This is a genomic window from Burkholderia sp. ABCPW 11 (assembly GCF_001523445.1).
Taxonomy (GTDB): Bacteria; Pseudomonadota; Gammaproteobacteria; order Burkholderiales; family Burkholderiaceae; genus Burkholderia.
The window spans coordinates 1-25,634 of sequence record NZ_LOVM01000074.1 but is presented as its reverse complement, the minus strand read 5'-3'; the positions used below and the strand labels follow the sequence as shown (position 1 = coordinate 25,634).

Below are 25,634 nucleotides of genomic sequence, written 5' to 3'. Positions count from 1 at the left end.
ATCGCTCGATCGCCCGATCGGTCAATCGGCCGCGACGTGCGGTTCGATCTTGCGCCGCAGCGCGATCGGCGGCACGCGGCGGCACTGCCATACCGACACCACGGCGACGACGGCCGCCATCGCGACACCCAGGTGAATCGCGCCGACCAGCGATTCGCGGGCCGCTTCCAGCAGCAGCGCGCCATTATGCCCGGCACGCGTCAATTCCGCGACGAGACCGCCCTGCGCCGCGCGATCGATCAGGATCTGCGGATCGGCGAGCCGCGCGTGCCACTGCATCGCGTGGTCGGCCGACAGCGCGCTGCGCACGCCGCTCGAATACATCTGGTTGACGAGCGTGCCCGTGAGCGCGGTGCCGAGCATTCCGCCGACCATCCGCAGCGACTGCAGCAGCGCCGTCGCGATGCCGAGGTGCTCGCGGCCGGCCGTCTGCTGCGCGAACACGGTGAGGTTCGGCAGCACGAAGCCGAGCCCGATGCCGCCCGCGACCATCAGCGCCATCAGCATCCAGGCCGGCGTCGTGTGGGTCGCCACGACGACGCCCGCGCATGCGAGCGCGAACAGCACGAAGCCGACGTGCAGCATCGTGTTCGGATGGCGGATGCGCGTGACGACGCGGCCGTTCATGATGCTGCCGATCGTGATGAACACGACGAGCGGCGTGATCACGAGCCCGGCCTCCTTCGGCGACATCCCGAAGCCGCCCTGGAACAGCAGCGGCGCGTAGAACAGCAGCGAGAACATCGAGAAACCGGCGAGGATCGCGAGCACGAACAGCGCCGACAGCGCGCGATTGCCGAACATGTCGAACGGCAGGATCGGCTGCGCGCAGCGCTTCTCCCAGTGCCATAGGCCGACGCCGGCCGCGACCGCGACGACGAGCAGCAGCGACGCCCAGCTCGCGACGCCGTACTTCGGCAGCCATTCGACGAACAGTTGCAGCGCGCCGAGCGACAGCGCGATCAGCAGCGCGCCCGGCCAGTCGAGCCGCATCTTGCGATCGTGCTCGACGTGGCGCAGGTGCGGCAGGTAGCGCCACACGAAGATCAGCGACAGGATGCCGATCGGCAAGTTCACGTAGAACACGGAGCGCCAGCCGAACGACTGGGTCAGAAACCCGCCGAGAGACGGGCCGACCGCGTTCGCGATGCCGAACGCGGAGCTCATCAGCACCTGCCAGCGCAGCCGCACGACGGAATCGGGGAACAGGTCGGGAATGCATGCGAACGCGGTGCCGACCAGCATCCCGCCGCCGATCCCCTGCAGCCCGCGCGCGAGCACGAGGTACAGCATGTCGTTGGCCATCCCGCAGAGCACCGACGCGCCGGTGAACACGACGATCGACGCGATCACGAACGGCTTGCGGCCGTAATAGTCGCCGAGCCGGCCGAAGATCGGCACCGTGATCACGGAACTGAGCAGGTACGAGGTCGCGACCCACGCGTACAGGTCGAAGCCGCGAAGTTCGGCGACGATGGTCGGCAGCGCGGTGCCGACGACCGTCTGGTCCAGCGCGACCAGCATGGTGACGAACGAGATCCCGATCATCGCCAGCAGCGATTCGCGGAACGGCAGGACTTGCCCGCTCGAATGGTGGGCGGCAGTATGGACGGCCATTTTTTGTCGATGCAACTTTTGCCGAGTCAAATTATCTCAAAATTGTAGCATGCCGGAGTAATCTAGGCCGGCGATGGTTCAGGGCCTCGTTCACGCCAAGGAGAAAGATGGAACCGATTTCAATCACCCCCGCCGCGACGCTGTCGCCGGAGGATCGGGATGCGCTGCGGCGCGCGAAACAGGTGCTGGAAAGCCCGTCGCTGACGATGAAGCTGACGGGCGTGCTCGGCGCGCCGGTCGAGAAAATGATCGCGCGGCTGCCGGATTTCGCGACCGGCAAGATCAACGATGCGACGCAGCTTGCGCTGCGCAAGTGCCTGAACATCGCGCTGCGCACGCTCGGCAAGCCGCCGTCGCCGGACGCCGAGCCCGAGAAGCCCAGCAACCTGCTGCACAAGCTCGCGGTCGCGACGACCGGCGCGGCGGGCGGCGCGTTCGGCTTTCTCGCGCTGCCGGTCGAGCTGCCGGTGACGACCACGCTGATCTTCCGCTCGGTGTGCGACATCGCGCGCAGCGAAGGCGAGAACCTGACGTCGGTCGATACGCAGTTGCAATGCCTGGCCGTGCTCGGCATGGGCGGCAACCCGGACAAGCAGGAGGAGGACGCCGATCTCGGCTATTTCGTGCTGCGCGGCGCGCTCGCGCAGGCGATCTCGAAGGCATCGTCGGACATCACGGCGAAAGGCATCGCCGCGCACAGCTCGGCGGCCGTGTTCAAGCTCGTGCAGACGGTGGCGTCGCGCTTCTCGGTGCAGGTGACCGAGCAGATGGCCGCGAAGTCGATCCCGGCGATCGGCGCCGTGCTCGGCGCGACCGTCAACACGCTGTTCATCGACCACTTCCAGCAGATGGCGCACGGCCATTTCACCGTGCGCCGGCTCGAACGCAAGTACGGCTCGGTGGCCGTCAAGGCCGCCTATCAGGCGATCGACGCCTCGCCGACGCGCTGAACCGCGCGCTCGACCGCGACGCGGCGCAGGAACGCGGCCGCGCGGTCGAGCGCGTCGCGCGCTTCCGGCACCATCGGCGCGTACAGCTGCCACACGTGCGGCATGTCGGGCCACACCTCGATCTCCACCGCCACGCCGGCCGCCTTCGCCTTCTCGGCGACGCGGCGCGAATCGTCGAGCAGCACCTCGGTGCTGCCGACCTGGATGTACAGCGGCGGCAGGCCCGCCAAATCCGCATAGAGCGGCGATGCGTACGGATGGGTTGCCGACTCGTCGCCGAGATACAGCTTCGCGGCCTTCGGCAGCGCTGCGGCCGCGAACATCGGGTCGAGGCCGTCGTTGCCGCGCATCGTGCCGCCGGTACCGGCCAGGTCGGTCCACGGCGAGAACAGGATCGCGCCGGCCGGCAGCGGCTCGCCGCGATCGCGCAGCGCGACGAGCGTCGCGAGCGCGAGGCCGCCGCCCGCCGAATCGCCGCCGAATACGATCGACTCGGGCGGCGTGCCGAGCGCCAGCAGTTGCCGGTATGCGGCGAGCGCATCGTCGAGCGCGGCCGGGAAGCGGTTTTCGGGCGCGAGCCGGTAGTCGAGCGAGAACGAACGCACGCCCGCGCGCTTCGTCAGGCCGAACACCAGCGGCCGGTGGGTTTTCGTCGAACAGAAGTAGTAACCGCCGCCGTGGAAATACAGCAGCATGCGGCCGGGCCCGCGCGCCGCGCCCGCGTCGGTGCGTTCGAGCCATTCGCCGCGCAGCGGCGCGTCGCCGGCGCCGTAGCACTGGCGCAGCCGGTAGCCCGACGGCGCGCGGCGCGGCACGATCATCCGCAGGTCGGTAAAGCGCCGGGCACGCGCGGGGTCGAGCACCTCGCGCGTGGTTTCCGGACGAAACTGCCAGCGCAGCAGCCAGCAGGCGAACTTGCTTTGCCAACTCATCGGACGCACTCCGTCATCGCAATGTGACGATGGTACGTGCGAACGTTCCCGCGTCGCTCGACAAGTGCCTCTATATCAAACGTGGGCGCTCAGTTCGCCGGCATCACCTGGCCACGGATCTCGCCGGACGGGTGCTCCTTCGTATGAATATTGAAGTACCACTTGCCGCCCATCAGGTCGGTGACCTGCGCATCGGTGAGTTCCTTCGAACCCTTGATCGGGCTCGTCAGCTCGTCCTTCGGAACCGGCACCTGCACGCCGGCGTTCTGGCCGACGGGCGCGGGCCCGTGAAAATGCGCGGCGGTGGCCGGCCCCGTGAGGTGTTCGTACGTGACCGTCCACTGCAGCATGTGCGTGGCCGTGTCGTAGGTGGCGGCGACGGCGCCCGACCCCTTGGTCGCCGTCGGCGGCACTTCGCTCGACGGCTGCAGACTGGCGGACAGGCGCACCGTTTCGGCGGCGGCGCCGCCGGCGGCCAGCACGCCCGCGAACAACGCGACCTGGAGCAAACGCAGCTTGAGCATGGATTCTCCTTGTACGACGTGGTACGCCGCCCCGGCGGCGGCGCGTCACTGGATGGTAGTCGATTGCGGTCGATCCGGGCAGCCTGCCGAAACCTGGAAGACACCTTTGCAGCATGCCCGCTGAATCCGCGCACGGCCTTTCGCTACACTTCGTTTCACAGTTGCTTGTTTCCTTCGTCCGAAGGAGTCTGCGAGTATTCACGCGGCCGCCCGGCCGCGTTTTTTTCGTGTGCCCTGCGGCAAGCGGCGCGCCGCGCACGAATGCGCCCTTTCCAGAATACCAAGCAGGACGAATCGTTTTTCGTCCCACGCGAGTCGCGATCGGTGCGCGTGCGGACGGTTGCCGAAACCGGATCGCGTACCCAGCAGGTTGTCACGATACGTGTAATACGTTATTGCGCGAACCCGGGTCGACACGTGTTTTCCCGCGCAGGAAAATGCCGCATGTTGTCGTGACTGGAAGTGAACCGTGCCGGCCCGTCTCCCGATGCCCTGCCCGCCCCGCCCCGTCCGTGTCCGCCCGCTGCTGGCGGGTCTCTGCTCCGCCGCCGCCCTCTACGGCGCGCCCGTCGACGCGCAGGAATTCTCGCTGTTCGCCGGCCAACTGTGGGGCGGCGGCCAACGCACGTATTCGTGGGCGTTCGATTACCAGGAAGGCTTGAGCCCGCACACCGCGCTCGGCTTCACGTGGTACAACGAAGGGCACATTCCGAATCACCATCGCGATGGCCAGGCGGTGCAATTCTGGGGCCGCATGCCGCTGGAGAATCGCCGCCTGGTGCTGTCGGCCGGCGCGGGCCCGTATCGCTACTTCGACACGGTTCCGGCCGCCGAAGGCCGCGGTTACTCGAATACCCATGGCTGGGGCGTGCTAATGAGCGTGCGGGCCGCGTACTACACGTCGCACCGCTGGATCGCGCAGCTTCAGGTCAACCGCGCACAGGTGTTCAGCGGGCCCGACACGACGTCGGTGATGTTCGGCGTCGGCTACCAGCTCGACGCGCCCGACACGCCGGGCCCGCGCGACACCGCGCTGCCGCGCACGCGCAAGGTCACGAACAACGAAGTCACCGCGATGCTCGGCGAGACGATTCTCAACAGCCGCTCGTCGCCGTCGACGCTCGGCGGCAGCGTCGAATACCGGCGCGGCCTCACGCGTTCGATCGACTGGACCGCGACGTGGATGTACGAAGGCGCGAAGCAGGCGGTCCGCCGCAACGGGATCGCGTCCGAGCTGTGGCTCACGCGCGCGTTCCTGAACGACAAGGCTACGCTGTCGGCGGGCGCCGGCGCGTATTTAACGGTCAACCAGCGCAACCGCGAAGGCCAGCCCGGCCCGGGCGACGGCCGGCTCTCCGGCATCGTGTCGATCTCGGCCAGTTACCGGATTTCCGAGCGCTGGCTCACGCGCATCACGTGGAACCGCGTGGTCACGCGCTACGATCGCGACACCGACGTGATCCAGGCCGGCCTCGGCTACCGGTTCTAGCCGGGCGCACGCGTCGGGCGCGCCGCCCGTGTCACGCGCGATAGCCCGGATCGATCCGGTCGACGATACGCTGCAGCGCGTCGAACGCGTCCTGTCCCGCACCATGCTTCGGATCGAAATTCAGCGAATCGCGCACGCACCCTTCGAGCACGGACGGCGCAATCGGCAGCGCATCGCCGATCGCATGCGTCGCGATCTGCACCTCGCACGCGCGATTGAGCAGCCACATCAGCGAGAACGTCTGCGCGAGGGTTGCGCCGATCGTCACGGGGCCGTGGTTGCGCAGCAGCAGCACGGGCCGCCCGCCCGCGCTCTCGACGATGCGCCGGCCCTCGTCGAGATGCACGGTGATGCCTTCGAAGTCGTGATACGCGACCTTCCCGTACAGCTGCGCCGAATAGAAATTCGAGAACGACAGCCCGTCGCGCGAACAGCACACGGCCATCGTGGGTGTCGTATGCACGTGCATCACGCAGTGCGCATCGGGCAGCGCCGCATGGATCGCGCTGTGGAACGTGAAGCCGGCCGGATTGATCGGCCAGTCGGCGTGGCCGATCACGTTGCCGTCGATGTCGATCTTCACGAGATTCGACGCGCACACCTCGCGGTAATGGAGCCCGAACGGGTTGATCAGGAAATGTCCGTCCTCGCCCGGCACACGCAGCGAGATATGGTTGTAGATCAGCTCGGTCCAGCCGAGGGTGTCGAAGATGCGGTAGGCAGCCGCGAGCTGCACACGCGCCTGCCATTCGGCTTCGGAAAAGCGCGCGGGACGCGCGAACGGCTGGTTCGGTACACGTTGCATGGGGAACTCCGGTTGCGAGGGGCGCGCGGCCCCGGGGCGAGTGGCGGTGCGCATCGCCCATCGTCCGCCGGCGCCGCGCGCGGTGCGTATCGCGCACGTGCGGCGGTACGTCGTTCGGCGTCGTTCCGGCCCGCATTATGCGACGGGTTCCGCGGCGCCCTTCACGATATGCACATCGTTGCGCGCACAACCATATCACCTTTCCCCGCGCACCGGTATCGCGGGTTTTGCCGGAGTCGTTTTCGCCCTTACAACTGGTCGTCGACCGGCAGCAGCGTGAAGATGCCCGTCATCATGTTGCGCAGCAGCCCGGCATGCGGGTCGACGTGATAGGTGGTGGTGCGACCGCCTTCGGTGCCCGTCCATTCGAGCGCGGGCGGGCTGCCGTCGGCCCGCGTCGCGAGCGTGACGCGGTAGCTTTCGTCCGGCTGCGTCACGCGCGCGAAGATCGCCGCGGCCTGCTGCGCGAGCACCGGGCTGTGGATCACGAGCGCGAGTTCGGTGTTCAGGTGCGCGGAACGCGGGTCGAGGTTCAGCGAGCCGATCACGAGAATCTGCCGGTCGATCACGTACGCCTTCGCATGCAGGCTCGCGCGCGAGCGCGAGCCGAACAGCCGCGCGGGCTGCTGGTCCGGCTGCGACTTGAATTCGTACAGCTCGACGCCGCGCTGCAACAACGGCACGCGATACGGCGCATAGCCGGCCTGCACCGCGACCGCGTCGGTCGCCGCGAGCGAATTCGTCACGATCGCGACGCGCACGCCGCGCGCGACCGTGTCGCCGAGGATTTTCACGCCGACGTCGTGCGGCACGAAGTACGGCGAAAACGCGAGGAATTCCTTCTGCGCGCCGCGCGTCAGCTCGGCCAGGCGCTGCATCGGCGGGCTCACGTACGTGCCGGTCGGCTGCGCGACCTTGGTCGGCGCGTCGACCTTGAATTCGGCCGGCGCCCACACGAGTTCGAGTTCGTCGCGCGCGATCTGTCGTGCAAGCGGCGTCGCGTTCAGCGGCTTCGCGTTGTACGGATCGGCATTCTTGCGCCAGTGGTCGCGCAGTTCGTCGCGCATCGCGTCGAGATCCTTCGGATCGAACGTCTGATGATTGAGGGCACGCAACGGATAGCTGCTCGCGCTCGCCCAGTAGTCGTCGAAGCTCTTCGAGATGTCGTGCGTCACGGGGCCGGCCGCCAGCACGTCGAGATCGCGGAACTGCAGCGTCGGGCTCGCACTGAAGTATTCGTCGCCGAGATTGCGGCCGCCGACGATCGCGAGCTGGTTGTCGGCGATCATCGCCTTGTTGTGCATCCGGCGCGTGAAGCTGTCGATCCGCGTGAAGAAGTTGGCCGTGCGCTCCATCACGCCGCGCTGCGATGCGCCGAACGGGTTGAACACGCGGATCTCGATGTTCGGGTGCGTGTTCAGCGCGGCCATCACGCGGTCGATATCGTCGAAGTTCAGGTCGTCGACCAGCATCCGCACGCGCACGCCGCGATCGGCCGCGTACAGCGCCGCGGCGAGCAGCAGCTTGCCGGTCGTATCCTCGGTCGCGATGTAGTACTGCATGTCGAGCGTCTTCGTCGCCGCACGCGCGAGCGCGATGCGCATCTGCAACGCGGTGGCGCCGTCGGCCAGCAGCCGGAAGCCCGACTGCGCCGGATGCGCGGCTGCCGGCGCGGCCAGCGCATCGCGCAGCGGCGTCGCGGTATCGGCCGACAACGCGTGGGAGACGGGACGATCGAGCGAAGTGGCGGGCGGATGCGTCGCGCACGCAGCGAGCGGCAGCAGCGCGCAGACGATCAGCGCGCGGGCCTGGCGGCATGCGGCGCGCCACGACGGCGCGGCCGATGCGCGCCGGATCAAGGATGTGAGCACGGAAGCTTCCTCGACAGTCGGATCAATGGGCACATCATCGCCGCGGCGCGCGGCTGACAGGCGGTTCCGGTCGATTCTAGTGGGCGCCCGACGAACCGGTCAATTGGGCCGGGCCGCGCAGGCCGGGCCGCGCAGCCGCCACCCGCACTGCCGGGCGACTCGTGACGCCCGCCCACCACCGCGCAGGCCGGCGCGCCCGCCGGTCCGACCAATCTCAAGCCATCTCGCCGCTGCGCTCGAAATGGCTGCGCACGTAGTCGATATGCGTCTGCATCGCGGTGCGCGCAAATCGCGTCGCACACGGCCCGGTGCTGCAATCACAGCAACTCGGATGCCTGCTCGTCCCCCATCGTCATCCCGGCCACGTTGATCGAGATGTGCTAGCGCAGCATCCCGACCACGCTCGTGTGCAGATGCAGAAACATCGTATTGGGGCGACGCGAGCGCGATCGCCTCGTGCAGCTTCGCGTCGGTCGCGGCCTCGACGGACGCGTCGTCGTTCGACCGCGCGTGGATGGTGCCGCAAGCGGCAACGTGCACGCCGAAAAAACAAAAAACCCACGCCCGGACGAGCGTGGGTTTTTCATTTGGCGTGCCGATCGCCTGCGTCGACGACCGGCGATCCGTTACGAAATCGGCCGCGGGATCGGTTGCGGGATCAACTGCCTTTTGCGATGCGGTCCTGGATGTGCTGCGCACGGCTCGCCGACGACGGATGCGAGCTCATCATCGAGCTCTGGCCGCCGTCCATCTGCGCGAGCTTCTGGAAGCCGGTGACGAGGCCCTTCTGGCTCATGCCCTTCTGCTTCAACAAGTCGAACGAGTAATCGTCGGCCGCGCTTTCCTGCGACTGCGAGAACTGCGCGTTGATGAACTTCTCGGTGATGTCGCCGAGCTGCGAGCTCGACAGCGCCGCCACGCCCGGCGACGCCGCGCCGGCCGCGCTGCGCGCCGCGCTCACCGCGTATGCCGTCTGCATCGCCTTCTTCGAGTGGCCGAGTGCGACGTGGCCCATTTCATGGCCGATCACGCCGCGCAGCTCGTCGTCGTTCATCATGTCCATCAGGCCGCTGTACACGCGCACGCAGCCGTTGCCCATCGCCCACGCGTTGACGTCCTTGGTCAGATAGACCTTGTAGTTGATCTTCTGGCCGTTCAGCGTCATGTCGCCGAAGCCCTTCATCACCTTCGTCAGACGCTTCGCGTATGCGCTGTTCGGCGGTGCGATCTTCGATTCGGCGTCGCTCGACTTGCACGATTCGTTCGACAGCGCCGCGATGTCGCTGTCCGACAGCGTCGCTGCCTTGAACAGGTTGGTCCCCGCCGACGTCAGGCTGTTCGCGTCAAGGTTCTGTACCCCGCCGCATGCGCTCAACAGAAACGCCACGCCACACGCCGCCACCGCTTTCTTGAGTTGCATCCCGGAATCCCTCGATAGTTGTATTTGGGAGCGGCGATTTTGCATAATCCGGCAGAAAATTACCAGATGTTTACACTAGATGACACGTTGATTACGCAGCGGATTGAAACGGCGCGCCGATCCGGCGCCATATCGGCGACAAAAGCGCGGCAATCGCCGCACGCCGGGGCAGCGAACGGAAAGAAAAACGGGCGGGTCTGCGCTCAGGCCGTCTGATCGCGGCGCTGCGTCAAACGGCGCGCGACCAGCATCGGCAGCCGCATCGCGAAGCCGGTGAAAAGACGCAAGTGCATCCACGCGAGCAGCGCGTTGTCGCGGCCGTAGTGAAAGTGCGACACGCCGCCTTCGTGGCGGCCGAAATAGCGCACCGGCGCGTCGATGCGGATCGGGCGCACGCCGGCCCAGCACAGCCGCACGGCCGCTTCGGGATCGAAGTCGAAGCCGCGCATCCACGGCTGGCGCCGCATGATCGCCGCCAGCGGCGCGACCGGATAGACCCGAAAGCCGTACAGCGAATCGCCGATCCCGGCCCACAGCGTCTCCAGGTCGGCCCACGCGTTCGACAGCCGGCGCCCCTGCACGCGCAACTGCGGCGCGCTCGCATCGAACTTCGGCACGCCGAGCACCATCGCGTCGGGTGCGGCCTGCGATGCCGCCATGAAAGCGGGAATCAGGTCGGCCGGATGCTGGCCGTCGGAATCCATCGTCAGCACGTGCGTGAAGCCGCTCGCGGCGGCCGCGTCGAGCCCCGCGAGCACCGCGGCGCCCTTGCCGCGATTCTCCGGCAGCACGATCACGCGCAAGCCGGGATCGCGCTCGGCCATCGCCTGCAGCCGTTCGGCGCTGCCGTCGGTGCTGCCGTCGACGACGACCCATACCGGATTCCACTGCTCGCGCGCATGGCGCACGGTCGTGTCGACCTTGGCGCCCGGGTTGTAGCTCGGAATCAGGACGAGATGAGTGGACGACGCGTGCAGCTTGGACATGGGAACAGCCGATGGCGAAGACGGGGATCCTGACAAAAGTGTATGACGTGCCGACGACCGCCGGCACGCGTCGTCGACCCCGGCCGCATGCCGCGCCGGCTGCCGGATCGCGAGGTTCTCGCGCTTCATGACAGCCACTCCACGGCATGGCCGGCGCTGGCTTCGATCTCGACCAGCAGGTCGTCGCGGCACACGTCCGCGTGAACGAACAGCGGCCGCACGTGAGAACCGGCCGCCTCGCGCAGCACTTGCCCGATCGCGGCCAGCGTCGCGGTATCGCCGGCGTCGCGCACGTAGACGCGATAGCTCAGGTCGGCGAGCGAGAACGGGCCGTGCCCCTGCCGCGCGGCCTGCTCGAGCACCGCCGCGAGGTTCGCGACCGTCTCGCGCGTCTGCGCGACGACGTCGCCGCGATGCACGGTGCGGTGCCCGACGATGCTCGCGGTGCCCGATACGAACAGCACCGGCGCCGCCTCGCCGTCCGCCCACGCAGCGGCGCGCGCGAACGTCGGCGCACGCGGGCCGTACTGCGCCGGATAGTGATACGCGCTCACCTGGCGCGGATTCTCGACGGAATCGGCCGGCGTTCGGCTCGCGAGGAAGTAGATCGCGAGCGGCGCGGCCGGCGACGCGTCACCCGCGACCGGCACGACCGAGCCGAGCGCGCACGCGGCCGGCACGCCGCCCGTCAAGGCACGACGGCACGCGTCGAACGCACGCTGACGGCCGATGTTGAACTGACGATAGCGCTCGATCCCGTACTGCACCGCATTGATTGCCGGCACGGTATTCCAGATCCGCAGCGGATGCGGCATGCCGAGCGTATCGAGCAGATCGAACAGCGCGCGGTACGCGTCGAACGTCGCGCGTTCGAGCGGCGTGCCGCCGTCGCGCGGTGCGTCGCATGCGGCATCGGCCTCGTGCACGACGAGGCTGCCGAACACGAGCCCCGCGGCTTCGCTGTGGCGATAGCACAGCGCACCGCGCCGCTCGCTGCGCAGGTCGTGCGCATCGCATTGCCACAGTTCGCAGACGGCATCGCCCGGTGCGACCTCGGCGCCGAGCAGCGCCATCTGCACCGGCGCGACCGGCAGGCCGGGCGCGGCATCGGTCAGCATCCGCGCCATCGTCTGCGCGCGCGCTTCGTCCGGCGTTCCCGCTGCGCCGATGCACACCGCGCCCAGTGCGCCGGGAAACACGCGCTCGAGTCCGTCGCCACCGCGGTGCGCATCGTGCAGCAGCGCGACGAGCCGCGCGTGGCTCATCCGGACGAGCCGCAGCGCGCGGCCGTCGCCGTGCGCGAACGGCGCGGCGGCAGGCAACGGGGAACACGGGCGCCGTTCGGCGTGGACTGGATGCACGGACACTTCGATTTCCTCACTAGATGACGCCGGCCGCCCGACACCGCGGCCTTGCACCGCGTTGCGTGACGTCAGGCCAACGCGGCGCGCTTCGTCATGCGAGCCCGCCGTTGACGGACAACACCTGCCCCGTCACATAGGCCGCGGCGTCGGACACCAGATACGCGACCATCGCCGCGACTTCGTCGGGCCGGCCCGCGCGTTGCGCGGGCACGAGCTGCTTGATGCGTTCGGCGGGAAACGCCTGTTCGGCCATCGGCGACGCGATGATGCCGGGCGCCACCGCGTTCACGGTGATGCCGCGCGACGCGAGCTCCAGCGACAGCGACTTCGTCGCGCCGATCAGCCCCGCCTTCGCGGCCGCGTAGTTGGCCTGCCCGCGATTGCCGGTCACGCCGGCCACCGATGCGATGTTGACGATCCGTCCGCGCCGCGTGCGGATCATCGGCAGCAGCAGCGGCTGCGTGACGTTGAAAAAACCGTTGAGCGTCACGTCGATCACGCCGTGCCATTGCTGGCGCGACATGCCGGCCATCGGCGCGTCGTCGTGAATGCCCGCGTTGTTGACGAGGATCTGCACCGGCGCATCGTCGATGAACGGCCGCAGCGCGGCGAGCGTCGCATCGGCGTCGGTCACGTCGAACGCGATCGCGTGCGCGGCGCCGCCGGCCGCGACGATCTGCTGCGCGACGGCCTGCGCCTGCGCGAGATGGCGGTTCGCATGCACCCATACTTCATGGCCGGCTTGCGCGAGCGCCGTGCAGATCGCCTGCCCGAGTGCGCCGCTGCCGCCCGTCACGAGCGCCCGCATCGAATGGCTCCGTTCATCGCGTTGTCACCTCGATCGACACGGCCGCGCATCGTTCTTCGCGCGCCGCCGCATGCCGTCTTCACCGTTGCGCCGCACCCGTGCGCGACGCCGTCACTTCGTGCGATGCGCGGCGACGTAGGCAGCCAGCGCACCGAGCGTCGCGAAGATCGTCTGGTTGTCCGGATTGTCCGAGCGCAGTTCGAAGCCGTATTTCTTCGAAATCAGCAGCGCGATTTCCAGGATGTCGATGGAATCGAGCCCGAAACCTTCGCCATACAGCGGGGTATCGGCCGTCACCGTGTCGAGCGGGACGTCTTCGAGATTCAGTTCGCCGATGATCAGCGTGGCGAGCTCTTGTTCCAGTGCGTTCATCATGCGTGCGTGCAGGCGGCCCATGGCAGCGGGAGGCGCCCGGAAACGGCAAGCCGTCGTGCACGCCCGGCGCGTGCGAATCTCCGTCCCTCCGGCCTCTGCCGGCTTCCCCGCCTGCGTCGTTTGGGGATCGTTTGTAAAAGTTACGCGGATTCTAGACGAAGGGTATCGGGCCGTATACCGCGAATGGTTACAAGACTGGCGAGCCGCCGCAGCGGCCCGTTTCGGACGCGAATGCACGAGACGCTTGAGCCGCTTTGGACGGAAATGGACCGACCCCGCAAAATCGTTCGTCCGGTGCCATACAATCGGTTACAAAACCCGCTCGCGGCCGCCCCGAACCCGCGCTGCCGCGGCCCTAAAATGAGCGTCCCGACCACCGGCCCGGACCCGCGTCCCGGCCGCCATTCATATGATGTTTCGACGGCCCGCCCGCGCGTTCCGTCCACGATCCGATGTCTCCAGTGATACCGCGTCCGCCCTTGCGCTCCGTTCCGGTTCGCCCGCCCGTCAGCCGCTGCAACCCGGCTGCCGGCCGGTGTACGCGCCGCGCGCCCGGAGGCCGCCGATGAGCCGGCTGCTGCCCGTCGTGCGCGGCGTCGCGGCGGTCGGCGCCGTGGCTGCCTACCAGGCCGGCGCGCATTACGCGAGTGCAACGCCCGGCGCACACGGCTTCGGCCTCGCGATGGCGCTCGTGCCGCCGCTGCTGCTCGCGCTCGGCGTGGCGTTGCGCTCGCCGCGGCGCGCCTGGCTCGTGCCGGCATGGCTGCTGGCCGCCGCCGCGCTGTGGGCCGCGCGCGCCCCGCTCGCGCGGCACTTCGAATGGGGCCTGTATCTGGAACACGTGAGCTTCAACGTCGCGATGGCGCTGCTGTTCGGCCGCACGCTCGCGACCGGCGACGTGCCGCTGTGCACGCGCTTCGCGGCGACGATCCACGGTACGGTCACGCCGGCCGTCGCGCGCTACACGCGGCAGATCACGCTCGCATGGACGGTGTTCTTCGTCGCGATCGCCGCCGTGTCGACGCTGCTGTTCGCGACCGCGTCGATCGTCACGTGGTCGACCTTCGCGAACTACCTGTCGCTGCCGCTCGTCGCCGTGATGTTCGCCGCCGAGCATGCGTGCCGGCGTGTCGCGCTGCCGCACGAGCCGCGGCCGCGCATGATCGACGCGGTGCGCGCGTATCGCGCGTCCGCCCACGCGTCGCAGGCCTCGCGATGAATTCATGACCGGCGCGGCCCCACGGCCGCGCGGCCTTCGTTCCCGTCTTGACCGATTTATGCCGACTCACCCGCTGGTATTCCATGCCTCGCCCGACCAGACGATCGCCTGGCGCGACGGCTCGCCCGTCACCGTGCGCGCATTCGTCGCCGACGTCGCGCGCGTAGCCGCCGCGCTGCCCGCGGGCGGCCATGTGTTCAACGTGTGCCGCGACCGCTATCGCTTCGCGGTCAGCCTGTGCGCAGCGCTCGTCGCCGGCAAGATCAGCCTGCTGCCGTCGACGCACACGCCGGAAATGGTCCGCCAGCTCGCGTCGTTCGCGCCCGACGCGTTCTGCCTGCACGATGCGCCCGATTGCACGATCGACCTGCCGCGCTTCGCGTATCCCGATGCCGCGCCCGGCGAACTCGCGAGCGACGCGCCGTTCGCCGTCCCGCAGATCGACGCGGCGCGGATCATGGCCTACGTGTTCACGTCCGGCTCGACCGGCGCGCCGGTGCCGCACCGCAAGACCTGGGGCTTCCTGGTCGGCTGCGTGCATGCGGCGGCCGATCGCCTCGGGCTGCTCGATGGCCGCCCGGCCACGCTGATCGGCACGGTGCCCGCGCAGCACATGTACGGCTTCGAATCGACGGTGCTGCTCGCGCTGATCGGCGGCCTCGCATTCAGCAATCGCCAGCCGTTCTACCCGGGCGACATTCGCGACGAACTCGGCGCGATCCCGCAGCCGCGCGTGCTCGTCACGTCGCCGATCCACCTGCGTGCGCTGCTGTCGGCCGGCCATGCGCTGCCGCGCGCGGCGCTGGTGCTGTCGGCCACCGCGCCGCTGTCGGAGAAGCTCGCGTGCGAGGCCGAGGCCGCGCTCGACGCGCCGCTCGTCGAGATCTACGGCAGCACCGAGACCGGCCAGATCGCGACCCGTCGCACGTCGCAAGGCGCGGCGTGGGAACCGTTCCCGGATATCCGGCTCGACGCCCGCGACGCCCCGGACGGCGACGACGGCGGGCCGACGGTCTGGGTGTCGGGCGGACACGTCGAGGCGCCCGTGCCGATGGGCGATGCGCTCGAACTGCTCGGCGACGGCCGGTTCCTGCTGCACGGCCGCAAGGCCGATCTCGTCAACATCGCCGGCAAGCGTACGTCGCTCGCGTACCTGAACCATCAGCTCAACGCGATTCCCCAAGTGGTCGACGGCGTGTTCTTCATGCCCGACGAAGCCGCGCCCGCACAGGGCGACACCGCCCTCGAGCCGGTCACGCGCCTCGTCGCGCTGGTCGTCGCGCCGACGCTCGCGGCCGCCGATCTGCAACGCGCGCTGCGCGAGCGGATCGATCCCGCGTTCATGCCGCGCCCGCTCGTGTTCGTCGATGCGCTGCCGCGCAACGAAACGGGCAAGCTGCCGCGCGACGTGCTGGCCGCGCTCGTTGCGCAACATGCGCGTGCTGCGGGCACGCCGGCCGCGCCGCCGGCCAAGCGCGAACCGGCCGACGCGCCCGCGCTCGCGTTCACGATCGCCGCCGACCATCCCGCGCTGCCCGGCCACTTCCCCGGCCATCCGGTCGTGCCGGGTGTCGTGCTGCTCGATCACGCGATCCACACGATCGGCGCGGCGCTGAACCGTCCGCTGCATGCGTGGCGGCTCGGGTCCGCAAAATTCCTGAGCCCGGTCGCGCCCGGCGAACCGCTCGCGCTCGCGTACGACGCTGCTGCCAGCGGCGCGATCCGCTTCACGGTGCGCGCCGGGTCGCGCGAGGTCGCGACCGGCGTGCTGTCCGCACCGCCGCCCGCGCAGGACGGCGCGCAGCCATGAAGCGCACCGCATGGGCCGAGCGCCAGGAGCGCAGCAACGCGAGCTTGCTGCGCGCGATGACGTGGATATCGCTGCGCTTCGGCCGGCAACGGGCGCGCATCGTGCTGCACCTGATTGCGACGTATTTCGTGCTGTTCTCGCCGGTCGCGTGCGCGGCGTCGCGCGACTACCTGCGCCGCGTGCTCGGCCGCCCCGCGCGCTGGCGCGACGTGTACCGGCACGTGTTCACGTTCGCGGCGACGATCCACGATCGCGTCTACCTGATGAACGGGCGCTTCGACCTGTTCGACATTCGGCTGCACGGCGAGACGCTCGTCGACGACGCGCTCGCGGGCGGGCGCGGCGCATTCCTGATGGGCGCGCACCTCGGCAGCTTCGAGGTCGTGCGCGCGATCGGCCGCACGCATCCGGACCTGCGCGTGGTCGTCACGATGTACGAGAAGAACGCGCGCAAGATCAACGCGACGCTCGCCGCGGTAAACCCGGCCGCGCAGCCGGAAGTGATTCCGCTCGGGCAGGTCGACTCGATGCTGAAGGTGCGCGAGCGCCTCGACGCAAACTGCATGGTCGGCATGCTCGCCGACCGCACGCTGCTCGACGACGCGGCCGCGTCGCTGCGACGCCTGCCGCTGCTCGGCGCGCCGGCCGCGTTCCCGCTCGGCCCGCTTTACATGGCTGCGATGCTGAAGCGCCCGGTGATCTTCATGACGGGCCTTTATCGCGACGGCAATCGCTACGACGTGCATTTCGAGACGCTCGCCGATTTCTCCGACGTGCGGCGCGACGCGCGTGCGGCCGCGGTCGACGCGGCACTCGCGCGCTACGTCGCGCTTCTCGACAAGTACTGCCGCATGGCGCCGTACAACTGGTTCAACTATTTCGATTTCTGGCAAGGCGGCGATGCCGCGGCCGCGCGCCGCGACGTGGTGCGCACCGGCGCCGAGCTGCCCGCCACGAGGGATTCCGACGCATGACCGCCGTTCGCCGCCGCCCGTTCCCGTTCTCGTTGCCCCGCGTCGCCCGCGTGCTCGCCACCGGCGCCGCCGCCATTGCGCTGGCCGCACCCGCGCACGCGGCCGACGCCGGACCGGCGTGGAGCCTCGACCGGCTGATGTCGACGCTCGCGCAGCACAAGTCGGGCCGCGCGACCTTCACCGAGACGAAGACCCTGTCGATCGCCGCGCAGCCGATCGAATCGTCGGGCGAGCTGGTGTTCGTCGCGCCCGACCACCTGGAAAAACACACGCTGAGCCCGAAGCCGGAACACCTCGTCGTCGACGGCGACATGCTCACCGTCGAGCGCAACAATCGCAAGTACACGCTCGCGCTCGCGCGCTATCCGGAGCTCGGCGCGTTCATCGACAGCATCCGCGCGACGCTCGCCGGCAACCGCTTCGCGCTCGAGCAGGTGTACAAGGTCGCCCTTTCCGGACGCGGCGACGACTGGACGCTGACGCTCACGCCGCTCGACTCGCGGATGCTGAAGGTCGTCAGCACGATCACGCTCGACGGCACGCGCGACGTGTTGCGCAGCGTCGCGATCCGGCAGGCCGACGGCGATCGTTCGGTGATGCGCCTGCACCCCGTTGCGGCGAACGCGAACTGATGGACGATCGCACGCGCCCCTCCCCCGTCGCGCGCCGCCTGCCCGTGTGGCGGCAGCGCGCGGTGCTCGTGTGGCTGCTCGCGCTCGCCGTGTGCGGCGTCGCGATCGGGCGCGCGCACTTCACGGCCGACCTGTCCGCGTTCCTGCCGAATGCGCCGAGCGCCGGGCAACGCGTGCTCGTCGACCAGTTGCGCGACGGCATCGTGTCGCGCCTGATCCTCGTCGCGATCGACGGCGGCGATGCAAGCACGCGCGCCGCGCTGTCGCGGCGCGTCGCCGGCACGCTGCGCGCCGATCCGCAGTTCGCGGCCGTGCACAACGGCGCAGCCGCGAACGACGCGCGCGACCGGCAATTCATCTTCGATCACCGCTATCTGCTGAGCCCGGCCGTCACGCCGCAGCGCTTCAGCGCCGACGGCCTGCACCGGGCGCTCGGCGACAGCCTCGACCTGCTGAGTTCGTCGGCCGGCCTCGTCGCGAAAGCGATGCTGCCGCGCGACCCGACCGGCGAAGTCGCCGCGCTCGTCGACGGCCTCGACCGCGCAGCCGAACCGGCGAGCCGCGACGGCGTGTGGGCGTCGCGCGACGGCACGCGCGCGGTGCTCGTCGTGCAGACGGCCGCCGCCGGCTCCGATACCGATGCGCAGGCACGCGCGATCGACACGGTGCGTCGCGCGTTCGCCGCCGCGAAACGGGCCATCCCGAATGCAGCGGCAACCACGCTCGCCATGACGGGCCCCGGCGTGTTCTCGGTCGACACGCGCGACACGATCCGGCACGACGTCGAGCGGCTGTCGACGGCAAGCGTCGTGCTGATCGTCGCGCTGCTGCTCACGCTGTACCGTTCGCCGCGCACGCTCGCGCTCGGCCTGCTGCCGGTGCTGACGGGCGTCGCGGCCGGAATCGCGGCGGTCGGCGTCGCGTTCGGCACGGTCCACGGGCTGACGCTCGGGTTCGGTACGACGCTGATCGGCGAAGCCGTCGACTATTCGATCTACCTGTTCGTGCAATCGGCGCAAGCCGGCACGCGCGGCGCCGCCGCGCGCCCGGCCGACGCGACGCGCGCTTGGGTCGCCGCGTACTGGCCGACGATCCGGCTCGGCGTGCTGACGTCGGTGTGCGGATTCGCGTCGATGCTGTTCTCCGGATTCCCGGGCCTCGTGCAGCTCGGGCTCTATTCGATCGTCGGGCTGACGGCCGCCGCACTCGTCACGCGCTTCGTGCTGCCGCACCTGCGCGGCGAGCATGTCGCGATCCGCGACGTCTCGCGCATCGGCGCCGTACTCGCGCGCGCGGCCGACGCCGCGCCGCGGCTGCGCTGGCCGCTCGCGGTGCTCGTGGTCGCCGCATGCGCGACCCTCGCGCTGCATCGCGACGACCTGTGGAGCCGCGAGCTCGCGGCGCTCAGCCCCGTGCCGGCGGCAGCGCAGGCGCTCGACGCACGGCTGCGCGCGGATGTCGGCGCGCCCGACGTGCGCTACCTCGTCGTGATTGCCGCGCCGACCGAACAGGCCGCACTCGAAGGCGCGGAAAAAGTCGCCGCGCAATTGCAGCCGCTCGTCGACCGCGGCGCGCTCGGCGGTTTCGAAAACCCCGCCCGCTACCTGCCGAGCGACGCCGCGCAACGCGCGCGCCGGGCAAGCCTGCCGGATGCGGACGCGCTTGCCGCACGGATGCGCGACGCCGTCGCGCACCAGCCGATCGCGGTCAAGCCCGACCTGTTCGCGCCGTTCCTCGCCGACGTCGACGCCGCGCGTCACGCACCGCTGTTGACGCGCGCGGACCTGCGCGGCACGTCGATGGCGCTCGCCGTCGATGCGCTGCTGACCGAACGCGACGGCCGCTGGAGCGCGATGCTGCCGCTGCGTGCGCCGGACGCGGCCCGCACCGCGCAGCCGGCGTCGAGCCTCGATGCCGCGCCGATTCGCGCCGCTATCGCGCGCGCGGGCGTGGCCGATGCGCTGTTCGTCGACATGAAAACCGAAGCCGATCGGCTGTACGTGAGCTATGTGCACGAAGACATCCGCTTGTCGCTCGCCGGGTTCGCCGCGATCGCCGTGCTGCTGCTGATCGCGCTGCGCTCGCCGCGCCGTGCGGTGCGCGCCCTCGCGCCGCTCGTCGCGGCCGTGCTGGTCGTGACGGCCGGCTTCGCGCTCGCCGGCGTACAGCTGACGATCCTGCACCTCGTCGGGATGCTGTTGATCGTCGCGGTCGGCTCGAACTACGCGCTGTTCTTCTGCCGGCGCGACGACACGCAGCCCGTCACGCCGTACACGCTGGTGTCGCTGCTGATCGCGAACCTCGCGACGGTCGCCGGCTTCGGGCTGCTCGCGCTGTCGCGCGTGCCGCTGCTCGAAACCTTCGGGCTGACCGTCGGCCCCGGCGCGATGCTCGCGCTCGCGTTCGCGGCGATTCTCGCGCCGCGCGCCGCACCGGCGGTCGGCCATCGTGAACGAGGAGGCCGCGCATGAATGCGCCGTCGTCGACTCCGCCGCACCACGCCGGCGCCGCGCGGCGCTGGAAACCCACGCCACTGATCGCGGGCGCCGCCGCGCTGCACGCGGGCGCTGCCGCCGCCGCGATCGCGCAACCGGCCACGTGGCCGTGGGCCGTCGGCGGCGTGGTCGCGTCGCATTTCGCGCTGACCGCGGCCGGCCTGTGGCCGCGCAGCACGCTGCTCGGCCCGAACTGGACGCGCCTGCCGCCCGGCGCGGGCCGCCGCATCGCGCTGACGATCGACGACGGCCCGGACCCGGACGTCACGCCGCGCGTGCTCGACCTGCTCGACCGTTACGACGCGCGCGCGACGTTCTTCTGCATCGGCGATCTCGCGCGCCGCCATCCGCGCTGGGTCGAGGCGATCGTCGCGCGCGGCCATGCGGTCGAGAACCACAGCCAGCGGCACAGCCATACGTTTTCGCTATCGGGGCCGGCCGCGCTGCGACGCGAAATCGCGGCCGCGCAGCAGACGCTGACCGACATCGCCGGCACGCGTCCGCTGTTCTTCCGCGCGCCGGCCGGCCTGCGCAATCCGTTTCTCGAACCGGTGCTGTGCGAACTCGGCCTGCAACTCGCGAGCTGGACGCGACGCGGCTTCGACACGCGCGCCCGCAACGCCGCGACCGTCACGCGCCGCCTGCTGCACGGCCTCGATGCGCGCGACATCCTGCTGGTCCACGACGGCCATGCGGCGCGCGATGCGCGCGACGAACCGGTCGTGCTCGACGTGCTGCGCGAAGTGCTGCGCGCGGCCGCCGATGCGCAGTTGCACTGGACCACCTTGCGCGCGGCGCTCGCGCCCGAACCGTCCGGCCAGCCGGGCGTTCCGGCACCCCCGTTTGATAAAATCTGACCTCGAACGACGCGCCCGCCAGCCCTGCTGCAGCGCCCGTTCCGGCCACCGGAAGCGACCCTCGTGAAACCTCTCCTGCTCTCGCACTTCACCGCCACCAGCTGCATCGGCCGCGGCCTCGACGCGACCCTCGATGCGCTGCGCCACGCCCGCGGCGGGCTCGTGCCGTGCAACTTCGAGCGTGCGGACCTCGACACGTGGATCGGCGCGGTGGACGGCGTCGATGCGCACCCCGTGCGCGCCGATCTCGCCGACTTCGAATGCCGCAACAACCGCCTCGCGCAACTCGGCCTGACGCAGGACGGCTTCGACGCCCGCGTCGCGGCGGCCGTCGCGCGCTACGGCCCCGCACGCGTCGGCGTGTTCGTCGGCACGAGCACGGCCGGCATCCTCGAAACCGAACGCGCGTACCGGCGCCGCGACCCGGCGAGCGGCGCGCTGCCCGCCGACTTCCGCTACGCACACACGCACAACCCGTATTCGCCGGCCGCGTTCGTGCGCGCGTATTTCGCGCTGCGCGGGCCGGCGATGGCGATCTCGTCCGCGTGCTCGTCGGGCGCGAAGGTATTCGGCTCCGCGCGCCGCATGATCGAGGCCGGGCTGATCGACGCGGCCGTCGTCGGCGGCGTCGATTCGCTGTGCCTGACCACGCTGTACGGCTTCAATTCGCTCGAACTGCTGTCGCGCCGGCCGTGCCGGCCGTTCGACGTCGCGCGCGACGGCATCTCGATCGGCGAGGCCGCCGCGTTCGCGCTCGTCGAGCGCGTCTCTGCGCCGCCCGCCGCGCTCGACGGCGACGCGATCCTGCTGCTCGGCGTCGGCGAATCGAGCGACGCGCACCACATGTCGTCGCCGCATCCGGAAGGGCGCGGCGCGCGCGCCGCGATCGAGCAGGCGCTCGCGTCCGCCGGCCTCGGCGCGCACGATATCGACTACGTGAACCTGCACGGCACCGCGACGCCGAGCAACGATGCAGCGGAAAGCCGCGCGGTCGGCGCGCTGTTCGCCCGCACGCCGTGCAGCTCGACGAAGGGCGCGACCGGCCACACGCTCGGCGCGGCCGGCGCGCTGGAGGCGATCGTCGCCGCGCTCGCGCTGCGCGAGCAGTTCGTGCCGGCCGGCGTCAACACGACGCAGCCCGACCCGGCGCTCGCAGCCGATTACGTGCTCGCGAGCCGCGACATGCGCGTGCGCGCCGTCCTCTCCAACTCGTTCGGCTTCGGCGGCACGAACTGCAGCCTGATCCTCGGCCGCGCCGATCACGCCCGCCGCTGAGGCCCGCCATGACCCTGACCGCCTTCATCGAAAGCATCGGCCTCGTCGGGCCGGGATTGAACGACTGGCCGCACGCGGCCGACGTGCTCGCAGGCCGCGCGCCCTACGCGCCCGCCCGCACCGAGCTGCCGCCGCCGGCCGGCCTGCCGTCCGCCGAACGGCGTCGCACGGGTCCCGTCGTGCGCGCCGCGCTCGCGGTCGGCCACGAAGCGGTGGCGGCGAGCGGCCGCGACGCCGCGACGCTCGCGACCGTATTCAGCGCATCCGGCGGCGACGGCCAGAACTGCCACGCGATCTGCGAAACGCTGGCCGGCGACGATCGTCAGTTGTCGCCGACCCGCTTCCACAACTCGGTGCACAATGCCCCGGCCGGCTACTGGAGCATCGCGACCCGCGCGACGGCGACGTCGAACGTACTGTGTGCGCACGACGGCAGCTTTGCCGCCGGCCTGCTCGAAAGCCTGTGCCAGGTCGTTGTCGATCGCGTGCCGAGCCTGCTGATCGCGTACGACACCGACTATCCGGAACCGCTGCGCACGGTGCGGCCGATCGACGACGCGTTCGGCGTCGCGCTCGTGCTCTCGCCGCAAGCAAGCGAGCGCACGCTCGCCCGCATCGACGTGCAGCTCACCGATGCACCCGCGACAACGCTCGCCGATGCCGGACTCGACGCACTGCGCGCCGGCAATCCGGCCGCCCGCGTGCTGCCGCTGCTCGATGCGCTCGCCGCGCGGCGGTCGACGCGCGTCGTGCTCGACTATCTGGCCGATACGCGCGTGCAGGTCGACGTCGCGATGCCCGAACCCGTCGCGGAGCACGCGCCATGATCGCAACGGCCGTCTTGACCCCGCCGCTCGACCATGCGTGGATTGCCGCGCACATTCCGCATGCCGGCACGATGTGCGTGCTCGATTCGGTCGATGCGTGGGATACCGAACGAATCCGCTGCACCGCGACGAGCCACCGCGACCCGCACAACCCGCTGCGCGCGCACGGGCGGCTCGCGTCGGTCTGCGGCATCGAATATGCCGCGCAGGCGATGGCCGTGCACGGCGCGCTGCTCGGCGCGCACGAAGCGCGCCCGCGCGTCGGCTATCTCGCGAGCGTGCGCAACGTCGACGCGTTCGTCGACCGGCTCGACACCTTCGAGCAGCCGCTCACCGTCGACGCGCAACGCGTGAGCGGCGACGGCCGCTCGGTACTGTACGGCTTCGCGCTGCGCTGCGGTGAGCGCGTGCTGCTGTCCGGCCGCGCGGCGGTGATGCTCGACGCATCGGCCGCCGGCGCGTTTCAACCGGCGCCTGCCGGCCACACGAATCCTCGATGAAGAGGCCTACCTCAAGGAAACCGGTCGTGAAAGTTCGTCAGTTCATTGGCGCCGCGCTCGTTTCGGCGCTGCTCAGCCCGCTCGCGCACGCGGACATGTCGGAAGTGAAGCAGGACATCAAGCGCGATTCGAAGGAAGCCGCGCACAAGACCGGCGACGCGGCGCGCAGCTTCGGCCACGCGACCGCGAGCGCCGCGAAGGCGGTCGGGCACGGCGTCGCCCATGCGTCGCGCGAAGGCTGGGAAGCCACCAAGCGCACGACGAAGCGGATCTTCCACAAGAACGACTCGGGCGAGTCGGCGGGAAAAAGCCAGACGCACGACTGATCGCGCATCCCGCGCGCGTTGCCGAAGGCATGCGCGCGGGACTCGACCACTCATCGGTCGCTCGCCGATCGCAACGCGCCGGCGCCGCCGTCAGCGGGCGCCGCGCATGCGCCGTAGCGGCCTCGCCGGCCTGCGCGCGAAGCACTTGCCGTACGCGATCAGCCAGCAATCGCGATGATCGAAGTTCCGCAGCAGCCGCGCGCGGCGCCGCTCGAGCCAGTAGAGCGAGATCGCCATCGCCAGCGCGACGGCCAGCGCCGCGCCGCCGATCACGAGTCCCATCCAGGTGTCGCCCATGCGTTCTCCGGAATGCGAGGCCGAAGCGGCGCGCCTGCCGCCGCTCCGGCGCGGGATAGTGGGGAACACGGCCAGCACGGCTTCGAACGCCGTGCGGGCCGCCGCGCGTCAGTGCATGTGCTGACCACCGTTGATCGCGATGTTGGAGCCCGTCACGAAGCCGGCCTCCTCCGAGCACAGATAGGCCACCAGCGCCGCGACTTCCTCGGGCTTGCCGAGCCGGCCCGCCGGAATCTGCGGGAGGATCTTCGTGTCGAGGATGTCCTGCGGGATCGCGGTGACCATCTTCGTCGCGAGATAGCCCGGCGACACCGTGTTCACCGTCACGCCCTTGCGCGCGACCTCGAGCGCGAGCGATTTCGTGAAGCCGTGCATGCCGGCTTTCGCGGCCGCGTAGTTGGTCTGGCCGACCGACCCCTTCGAGCCGTTCACCGACGAAATGTTGACGATACGGCCCCAGCCGCGCTCGACCATGCCGTCGCACACCGGCTTCGTCATGTTGAACACGGAGTCGAGGTTCGTGCGGATCACCGCGTCCCAGTTGACCTTGTCGAGCTTGCGCAGCGTCATGTCGCGCGTGATGCCTGCGTTGTTCACGAGAATGTCGACCGGGCCGACATCCCGCACGATCTTCTCGATGCATTGCCGGCACGAGTCGTGATCGGCCACGTCCACCGGGTACGCATGGAACGCTCGGCCGGCCGCATGCATCTCGGTCAGCCAGCGGTCCGCGTTGGCGTTGTTCGGTGAATACGTGACGACTACCCGGTGACCCGCATCGTTCAACCGGATGCTGACCGCTTCGCCGAGGCCGCCCATCCCACCCGTCACAACTGCAATTCGCTTAGTCATCCTATTAATTACCGACAAAAAAGTGATCGATGAAAGGCCGGGCGACGGCATCGCACATGCTGCCGCCCCGCCACTTCGATGTGCATCCGCCCGCATCGCGGGTGCGGCACGCACCGGTACCTCGCGCGTATTGTCGACTGCCTGTCTTGCGCAAAAACCGCCCGGCTCACCCGCGACGCCGCCCCGCGCCGCAAGCGAACCGTGCAGTCACCCCGCTCAGACGCGCTCGACCGCGAGCGCGACGCCCATCCCGCCGCCGATGCACAGCGACGCCAGTCCGCGCTTCGCATCGCGCTTGACCATCTCGTGCAGCAGCGTCACCAGGATCCGGCAGCCCGACGCGCCGATCGGGTGACCGATCGCGATCGCCCCGCCGTTCACGTTCACCTTCGACGTGTCCCAGCCCATCTGCTTGTGCACCGCCAGCGC

Annotated in this window: 24 protein-coding genes and 2 pseudogenes; 12 read left to right on the top strand and 14 right to left on the bottom strand. The window is 69.9% G+C overall.

The features are described from left to right. Window positions 1-21: 21 nt before the first annotated feature. A complete protein-coding gene (locus WS61_RS24840; RefSeq protein WP_059504422.1) occupies window positions 22-1,617 on the bottom strand; it encodes an MDR family MFS transporter in 1,596 nt (531 codons plus the stop codon). Between the two features lie 107 nt (window positions 1,618-1,724). Here WS61_RS24840 and WS61_RS24835 point away from each other — a divergent pair, with 107 nt between their 5' ends. After that, a complete protein-coding gene (locus tag WS61_RS24835; RefSeq protein WP_059504420.1) occupies window positions 1,725-2,567 on the top strand; it encodes an EcsC family protein in 843 nt (280 codons plus the stop codon). Here WS61_RS24835 and WS61_RS24830 read toward each other — a convergent pair. Next, complete coding sequence (locus WS61_RS24830) at window positions 2,537-3,499, bottom strand: alpha/beta hydrolase (protein WP_059504418.1); 963 nt, start codon at window positions 3,497-3,499, stop codon at window positions 2,537-2,539. The two genes, WS61_RS24835 and WS61_RS24830, sit on opposite strands and share 31 nt — an antisense overlap. Before the next feature lie 89 nt (window positions 3,500-3,588). Further along, window positions 3,589-4,023: a CHRD domain-containing protein gene (locus WS61_RS24825; RefSeq protein WP_059504416.1), complete on the bottom strand. Its 435-nt coding sequence runs from the start codon at window positions 4,021-4,023 to the stop codon at window positions 3,589-3,591. A 487-nt stretch (window positions 4,024-4,510) separates the two neighbouring features. Between WS61_RS24825 and WS61_RS24820 the strand changes: the two genes are divergently transcribed. Further along, window positions 4,511-5,512, top strand: a complete 1,002-nt coding sequence (locus tag WS61_RS24820; protein WP_059504414.1) for a hypothetical protein — start codon at window positions 4,511-4,513, stop codon at window positions 5,510-5,512. 31 nt (window positions 5,513-5,543) lie between these two features. Here WS61_RS24820 and WS61_RS24815 read toward each other — a convergent pair whose 3' ends face one another. The 8 genes and pseudogenes from WS61_RS24815 to WS61_RS24785 form a co-directional block, all read right to left on the bottom strand. Next, the gene (locus WS61_RS24815) at window positions 5,544-6,317 is read right to left on the bottom strand and encodes a class II aldolase/adducin family protein (RefSeq protein ID WP_059504412.1); all 774 of its coding nucleotides are present in this window, start codon (window positions 6,315-6,317) and stop codon (window positions 5,544-5,546) included. A gap of 248 nt (window positions 6,318-6,565) precedes the next feature. Continuing rightward, window positions 6,566-8,188, bottom strand: a complete 1,623-nt coding sequence (locus WS61_RS24810) for a phospholipase D family protein (RefSeq protein WP_059504410.1) — start codon at window positions 8,186-8,188, stop codon at window positions 6,566-6,568. A 214-nt stretch (window positions 8,189-8,402) separates the two neighbouring features. Next, window positions 8,403-8,698, bottom strand: a pseudogene (locus WS61_RS35825) (GntR family transcriptional regulator); the annotation flags it as partial. A 148-nt stretch (window positions 8,699-8,846) separates the two neighbouring features. After that, window positions 8,847-9,608, bottom strand: coding sequence for a M48 family metalloprotease (locus WS61_RS24805; RefSeq protein WP_059504408.1), 762 nt, complete (start codon window positions 9,606-9,608; stop codon window positions 8,847-8,849). Between the two features lie 203 nt (window positions 9,609-9,811). Beyond that, complete coding sequence (locus WS61_RS24800; RefSeq protein ID WP_059504406.1) at window positions 9,812-10,594, bottom strand: glycosyltransferase family 2 protein; 783 nt, start codon at window positions 10,592-10,594, stop codon at window positions 9,812-9,814. 125 nt (window positions 10,595-10,719) lie between these two features. Next, entirely contained in the window at window positions 10,720-12,012 is a 1,293-nt protein-coding gene (locus WS61_RS24795) for a hypothetical protein (RefSeq protein ID WP_059504404.1), read from the bottom strand. Window positions 12,013-12,049: 37 nt separating this feature from the next. Beyond that, the gene (gene fabG, locus WS61_RS24790) at window positions 12,050-12,766 is read right to left on the bottom strand and encodes a 3-oxoacyl-ACP reductase FabG (protein ID WP_059504402.1); all 717 of its coding nucleotides are present in this window, start codon (window positions 12,764-12,766) and stop codon (window positions 12,050-12,052) included. A 111-nt stretch (window positions 12,767-12,877) separates the two neighbouring features. Beyond that, complete coding sequence (locus WS61_RS24785) at window positions 12,878-13,162, bottom strand: phosphopantetheine-binding protein (protein ID WP_011546210.1); 285 nt, start codon at window positions 13,160-13,162, stop codon at window positions 12,878-12,880. Window positions 13,163-13,706: 544 nt separating this feature from the next. Between WS61_RS24785 and WS61_RS24780 the strand changes: the two genes are divergently transcribed. From WS61_RS24780 to WS61_RS24735, 10 genes are all read left to right on the top strand, one after another. Continuing rightward, window positions 13,707-14,360, top strand: a complete 654-nt coding sequence (locus WS61_RS24780; RefSeq protein ID WP_059504400.1) for a hypothetical protein — start codon at window positions 13,707-13,709, stop codon at window positions 14,358-14,360. Window positions 14,361-14,418: 58 nt separating this feature from the next. Further along, window positions 14,419-16,170, top strand: a complete 1,752-nt coding sequence (locus tag WS61_RS24775; RefSeq protein WP_059504399.1) for an acyl-CoA synthetase family protein — start codon at window positions 14,419-14,421, stop codon at window positions 16,168-16,170. Then, window positions 16,167-17,144 carry an acyl-CoA synthetase gene (locus WS61_RS24770; protein ID WP_059504397.1) on the top strand — a complete coding sequence of 326 codons (978 nt, stop codon included), beginning with the start codon at window positions 16,167-16,169 and terminating at the stop codon, window positions 17,142-17,144. The genes WS61_RS24775 and WS61_RS24770 overlap by 4 nt, the downstream gene beginning before the upstream one ends. Beyond that, entirely contained in the window at window positions 17,141-17,776 is a 636-nt protein-coding gene (locus WS61_RS24765; RefSeq protein ID WP_059504395.1) for an outer membrane lipoprotein carrier protein LolA, read from the top strand. The genes WS61_RS24770 and WS61_RS24765 overlap by 4 nt, the downstream gene beginning before the upstream one ends. After that, complete coding sequence (locus WS61_RS24760; RefSeq protein ID WP_059504393.1) at window positions 17,776-20,247, top strand: MMPL family transporter; 2,472 nt, start codon at window positions 17,776-17,778, stop codon at window positions 20,245-20,247. The genes WS61_RS24765 and WS61_RS24760 overlap by 1 nt, the downstream gene beginning before the upstream one ends. Further along, window positions 20,244-21,128, top strand: a complete 885-nt coding sequence (locus WS61_RS24755; RefSeq protein WP_059504391.1) for a polysaccharide deacetylase family protein — start codon at window positions 20,244-20,246, stop codon at window positions 21,126-21,128. The genes WS61_RS24760 and WS61_RS24755 overlap by 4 nt, the downstream gene beginning before the upstream one ends. A 63-nt stretch (window positions 21,129-21,191) precedes the next feature. Beyond that, window positions 21,192-22,403, top strand: a complete 1,212-nt coding sequence (locus WS61_RS24750; RefSeq protein ID WP_059504390.1) for a beta-ketoacyl-[acyl-carrier-protein] synthase family protein — start codon at window positions 21,192-21,194, stop codon at window positions 22,401-22,403. 8 nt (window positions 22,404-22,411) lie between these two features. Further along, a complete protein-coding gene (locus tag WS61_RS24745) occupies window positions 22,412-23,230 on the top strand; it encodes a beta-ketoacyl synthase chain length factor (RefSeq protein WP_059504388.1) in 819 nt (272 codons plus the stop codon). Beyond that, window positions 23,227-23,730: a hotdog family protein gene (locus WS61_RS24740; RefSeq protein ID WP_059504386.1), complete on the top strand. Its 504-nt coding sequence runs from the start codon at window positions 23,227-23,229 to the stop codon at window positions 23,728-23,730. The genes WS61_RS24745 and WS61_RS24740 overlap by 4 nt, the downstream gene beginning before the upstream one ends. Further along, window positions 23,727-24,056 (top strand): hypothetical protein, encoded by a 330-nt coding sequence (locus WS61_RS24735; RefSeq protein WP_059504384.1) that lies wholly within the window; start codon window positions 23,727-23,729, stop codon window positions 24,054-24,056. Before WS61_RS24740 ends, WS61_RS24735 begins: the two co-directional genes overlap by 4 nt. A 90-nt stretch (window positions 24,057-24,146) precedes the next feature. On the opposite strand, the gene WS61_RS24730 is transcribed toward WS61_RS24735, so the two are convergent. The 3 genes and pseudogenes from WS61_RS24730 to WS61_RS24720 form a co-directional block, all read right to left on the bottom strand. Next, window positions 24,147-24,353, bottom strand: coding sequence for a hypothetical protein (locus tag WS61_RS24730; protein ID WP_059504381.1), 207 nt, complete (start codon window positions 24,351-24,353; stop codon window positions 24,147-24,149). Window positions 24,354-24,461: 108 nt separating this feature from the next. Then, on the bottom strand, window positions 24,462-25,205 hold the full coding sequence (phbB, locus tag WS61_RS24725; protein WP_059504379.1) for an acetoacetyl-CoA reductase: 744 nt from the start codon (window positions 25,203-25,205) through the stop codon (window positions 24,462-24,464). Between the two features lie 216 nt (window positions 25,206-25,421). After that, window positions 25,422-25,634, bottom strand: a pseudogene (locus WS61_RS24720) (acetyl-CoA C-acetyltransferase); the annotation flags it as partial.

What these genes read in the sequence shown, in the direction of transcription:
- WS61_RS24840 (WP_059504422.1), bottom strand. Translation starts at nt 1,617, where the DNA reads ATGGCCGTCCATACTGCCGCCCACCATTCGAGCGGGCAAGTCCTGCCG.
- WS61_RS24835 (WP_059504420.1), top strand. Translation starts at nt 1,725, where the DNA reads ATGGAACCGATTTCAATCACCCCCGCCGCGACGCTGTCGCCGGAGGAT.
- WS61_RS24830 (WP_059504418.1), bottom strand. Translation starts at nt 3,499, where the DNA reads ATGAGTTGGCAAAGCAAGTTCGCCTGCTGGCTGCTGCGCTGGCAGTTT.
- WS61_RS24825 (WP_059504416.1), bottom strand. Translation starts at nt 4,023, where the DNA reads ATGCTCAAGCTGCGTTTGCTCCAGGTCGCGTTGTTCGCGGGCGTGCTG.
- WS61_RS24820 (WP_059504414.1), top strand. Translation starts at nt 4,511, where the DNA reads ATGCCCTGCCCGCCCCGCCCCGTCCGTGTCCGCCCGCTGCTGGCGGGT.
- WS61_RS24815 (WP_059504412.1), bottom strand. Translation starts at nt 6,317, where the DNA reads ATGCAACGTGTACCGAACCAGCCGTTCGCGCGTCCCGCGCGCTTTTCC.
- WS61_RS24805 (WP_059504408.1), bottom strand. Translation starts at nt 9,608, where the DNA reads ATGCAACTCAAGAAAGCGGTGGCGGCGTGTGGCGTGGCGTTTCTGTTG.
- WS61_RS24800 (WP_059504406.1), bottom strand. Translation starts at nt 10,594, where the DNA reads ATGTCCAAGCTGCACGCGTCGTCCACTCATCTCGTCCTGATTCCGAGC.
- fabG (WP_059504402.1), bottom strand. Translation starts at nt 12,766, where the DNA reads ATGCGGGCGCTCGTGACGGGCGGCAGCGGCGCACTCGGGCAGGCGATC.
- WS61_RS24785 (WP_011546210.1), bottom strand. Translation starts at nt 13,162, where the DNA reads ATGGGCCGCCTGCACGCACGCATGATGAACGCACTGGAACAAGAGCTC.
- WS61_RS24780 (WP_059504400.1), top strand. Translation starts at nt 13,707, where the DNA reads ATGAGCCGGCTGCTGCCCGTCGTGCGCGGCGTCGCGGCGGTCGGCGCC.
- WS61_RS24775 (WP_059504399.1), top strand. Translation starts at nt 14,419, where the DNA reads ATGCCGACTCACCCGCTGGTATTCCATGCCTCGCCCGACCAGACGATC.
- WS61_RS24770 (WP_059504397.1), top strand. Translation starts at nt 16,167, where the DNA reads ATGAAGCGCACCGCATGGGCCGAGCGCCAGGAGCGCAGCAACGCGAGC.
- WS61_RS24765 (WP_059504395.1), top strand. Translation starts at nt 17,141, where the DNA reads ATGACCGCCGTTCGCCGCCGCCCGTTCCCGTTCTCGTTGCCCCGCGTC.
- WS61_RS24760 (WP_059504393.1), top strand. Translation starts at nt 17,776, where the DNA reads ATGGACGATCGCACGCGCCCCTCCCCCGTCGCGCGCCGCCTGCCCGTG.
- WS61_RS24755 (WP_059504391.1), top strand. Translation starts at nt 20,244, where the DNA reads ATGAATGCGCCGTCGTCGACTCCGCCGCACCACGCCGGCGCCGCGCGG.
- WS61_RS24745 (WP_059504388.1), top strand. Translation starts at nt 22,412, where the DNA reads ATGACCCTGACCGCCTTCATCGAAAGCATCGGCCTCGTCGGGCCGGGA.
- WS61_RS24740 (WP_059504386.1), top strand. Translation starts at nt 23,227, where the DNA reads ATGATCGCAACGGCCGTCTTGACCCCGCCGCTCGACCATGCGTGGATT.
- WS61_RS24735 (WP_059504384.1), top strand. Translation starts at nt 23,727, where the DNA reads ATGAAGAGGCCTACCTCAAGGAAACCGGTCGTGAAAGTTCGTCAGTTC.
- WS61_RS24730 (WP_059504381.1), bottom strand. Translation starts at nt 24,353, where the DNA reads ATGGGCGACACCTGGATGGGACTCGTGATCGGCGGCGCGGCGCTGGCC.
- phbB (WP_059504379.1), bottom strand. Translation starts at nt 25,205, where the DNA reads ATGACTAAGCGAATTGCAGTTGTGACGGGTGGGATGGGCGGCCTCGGC.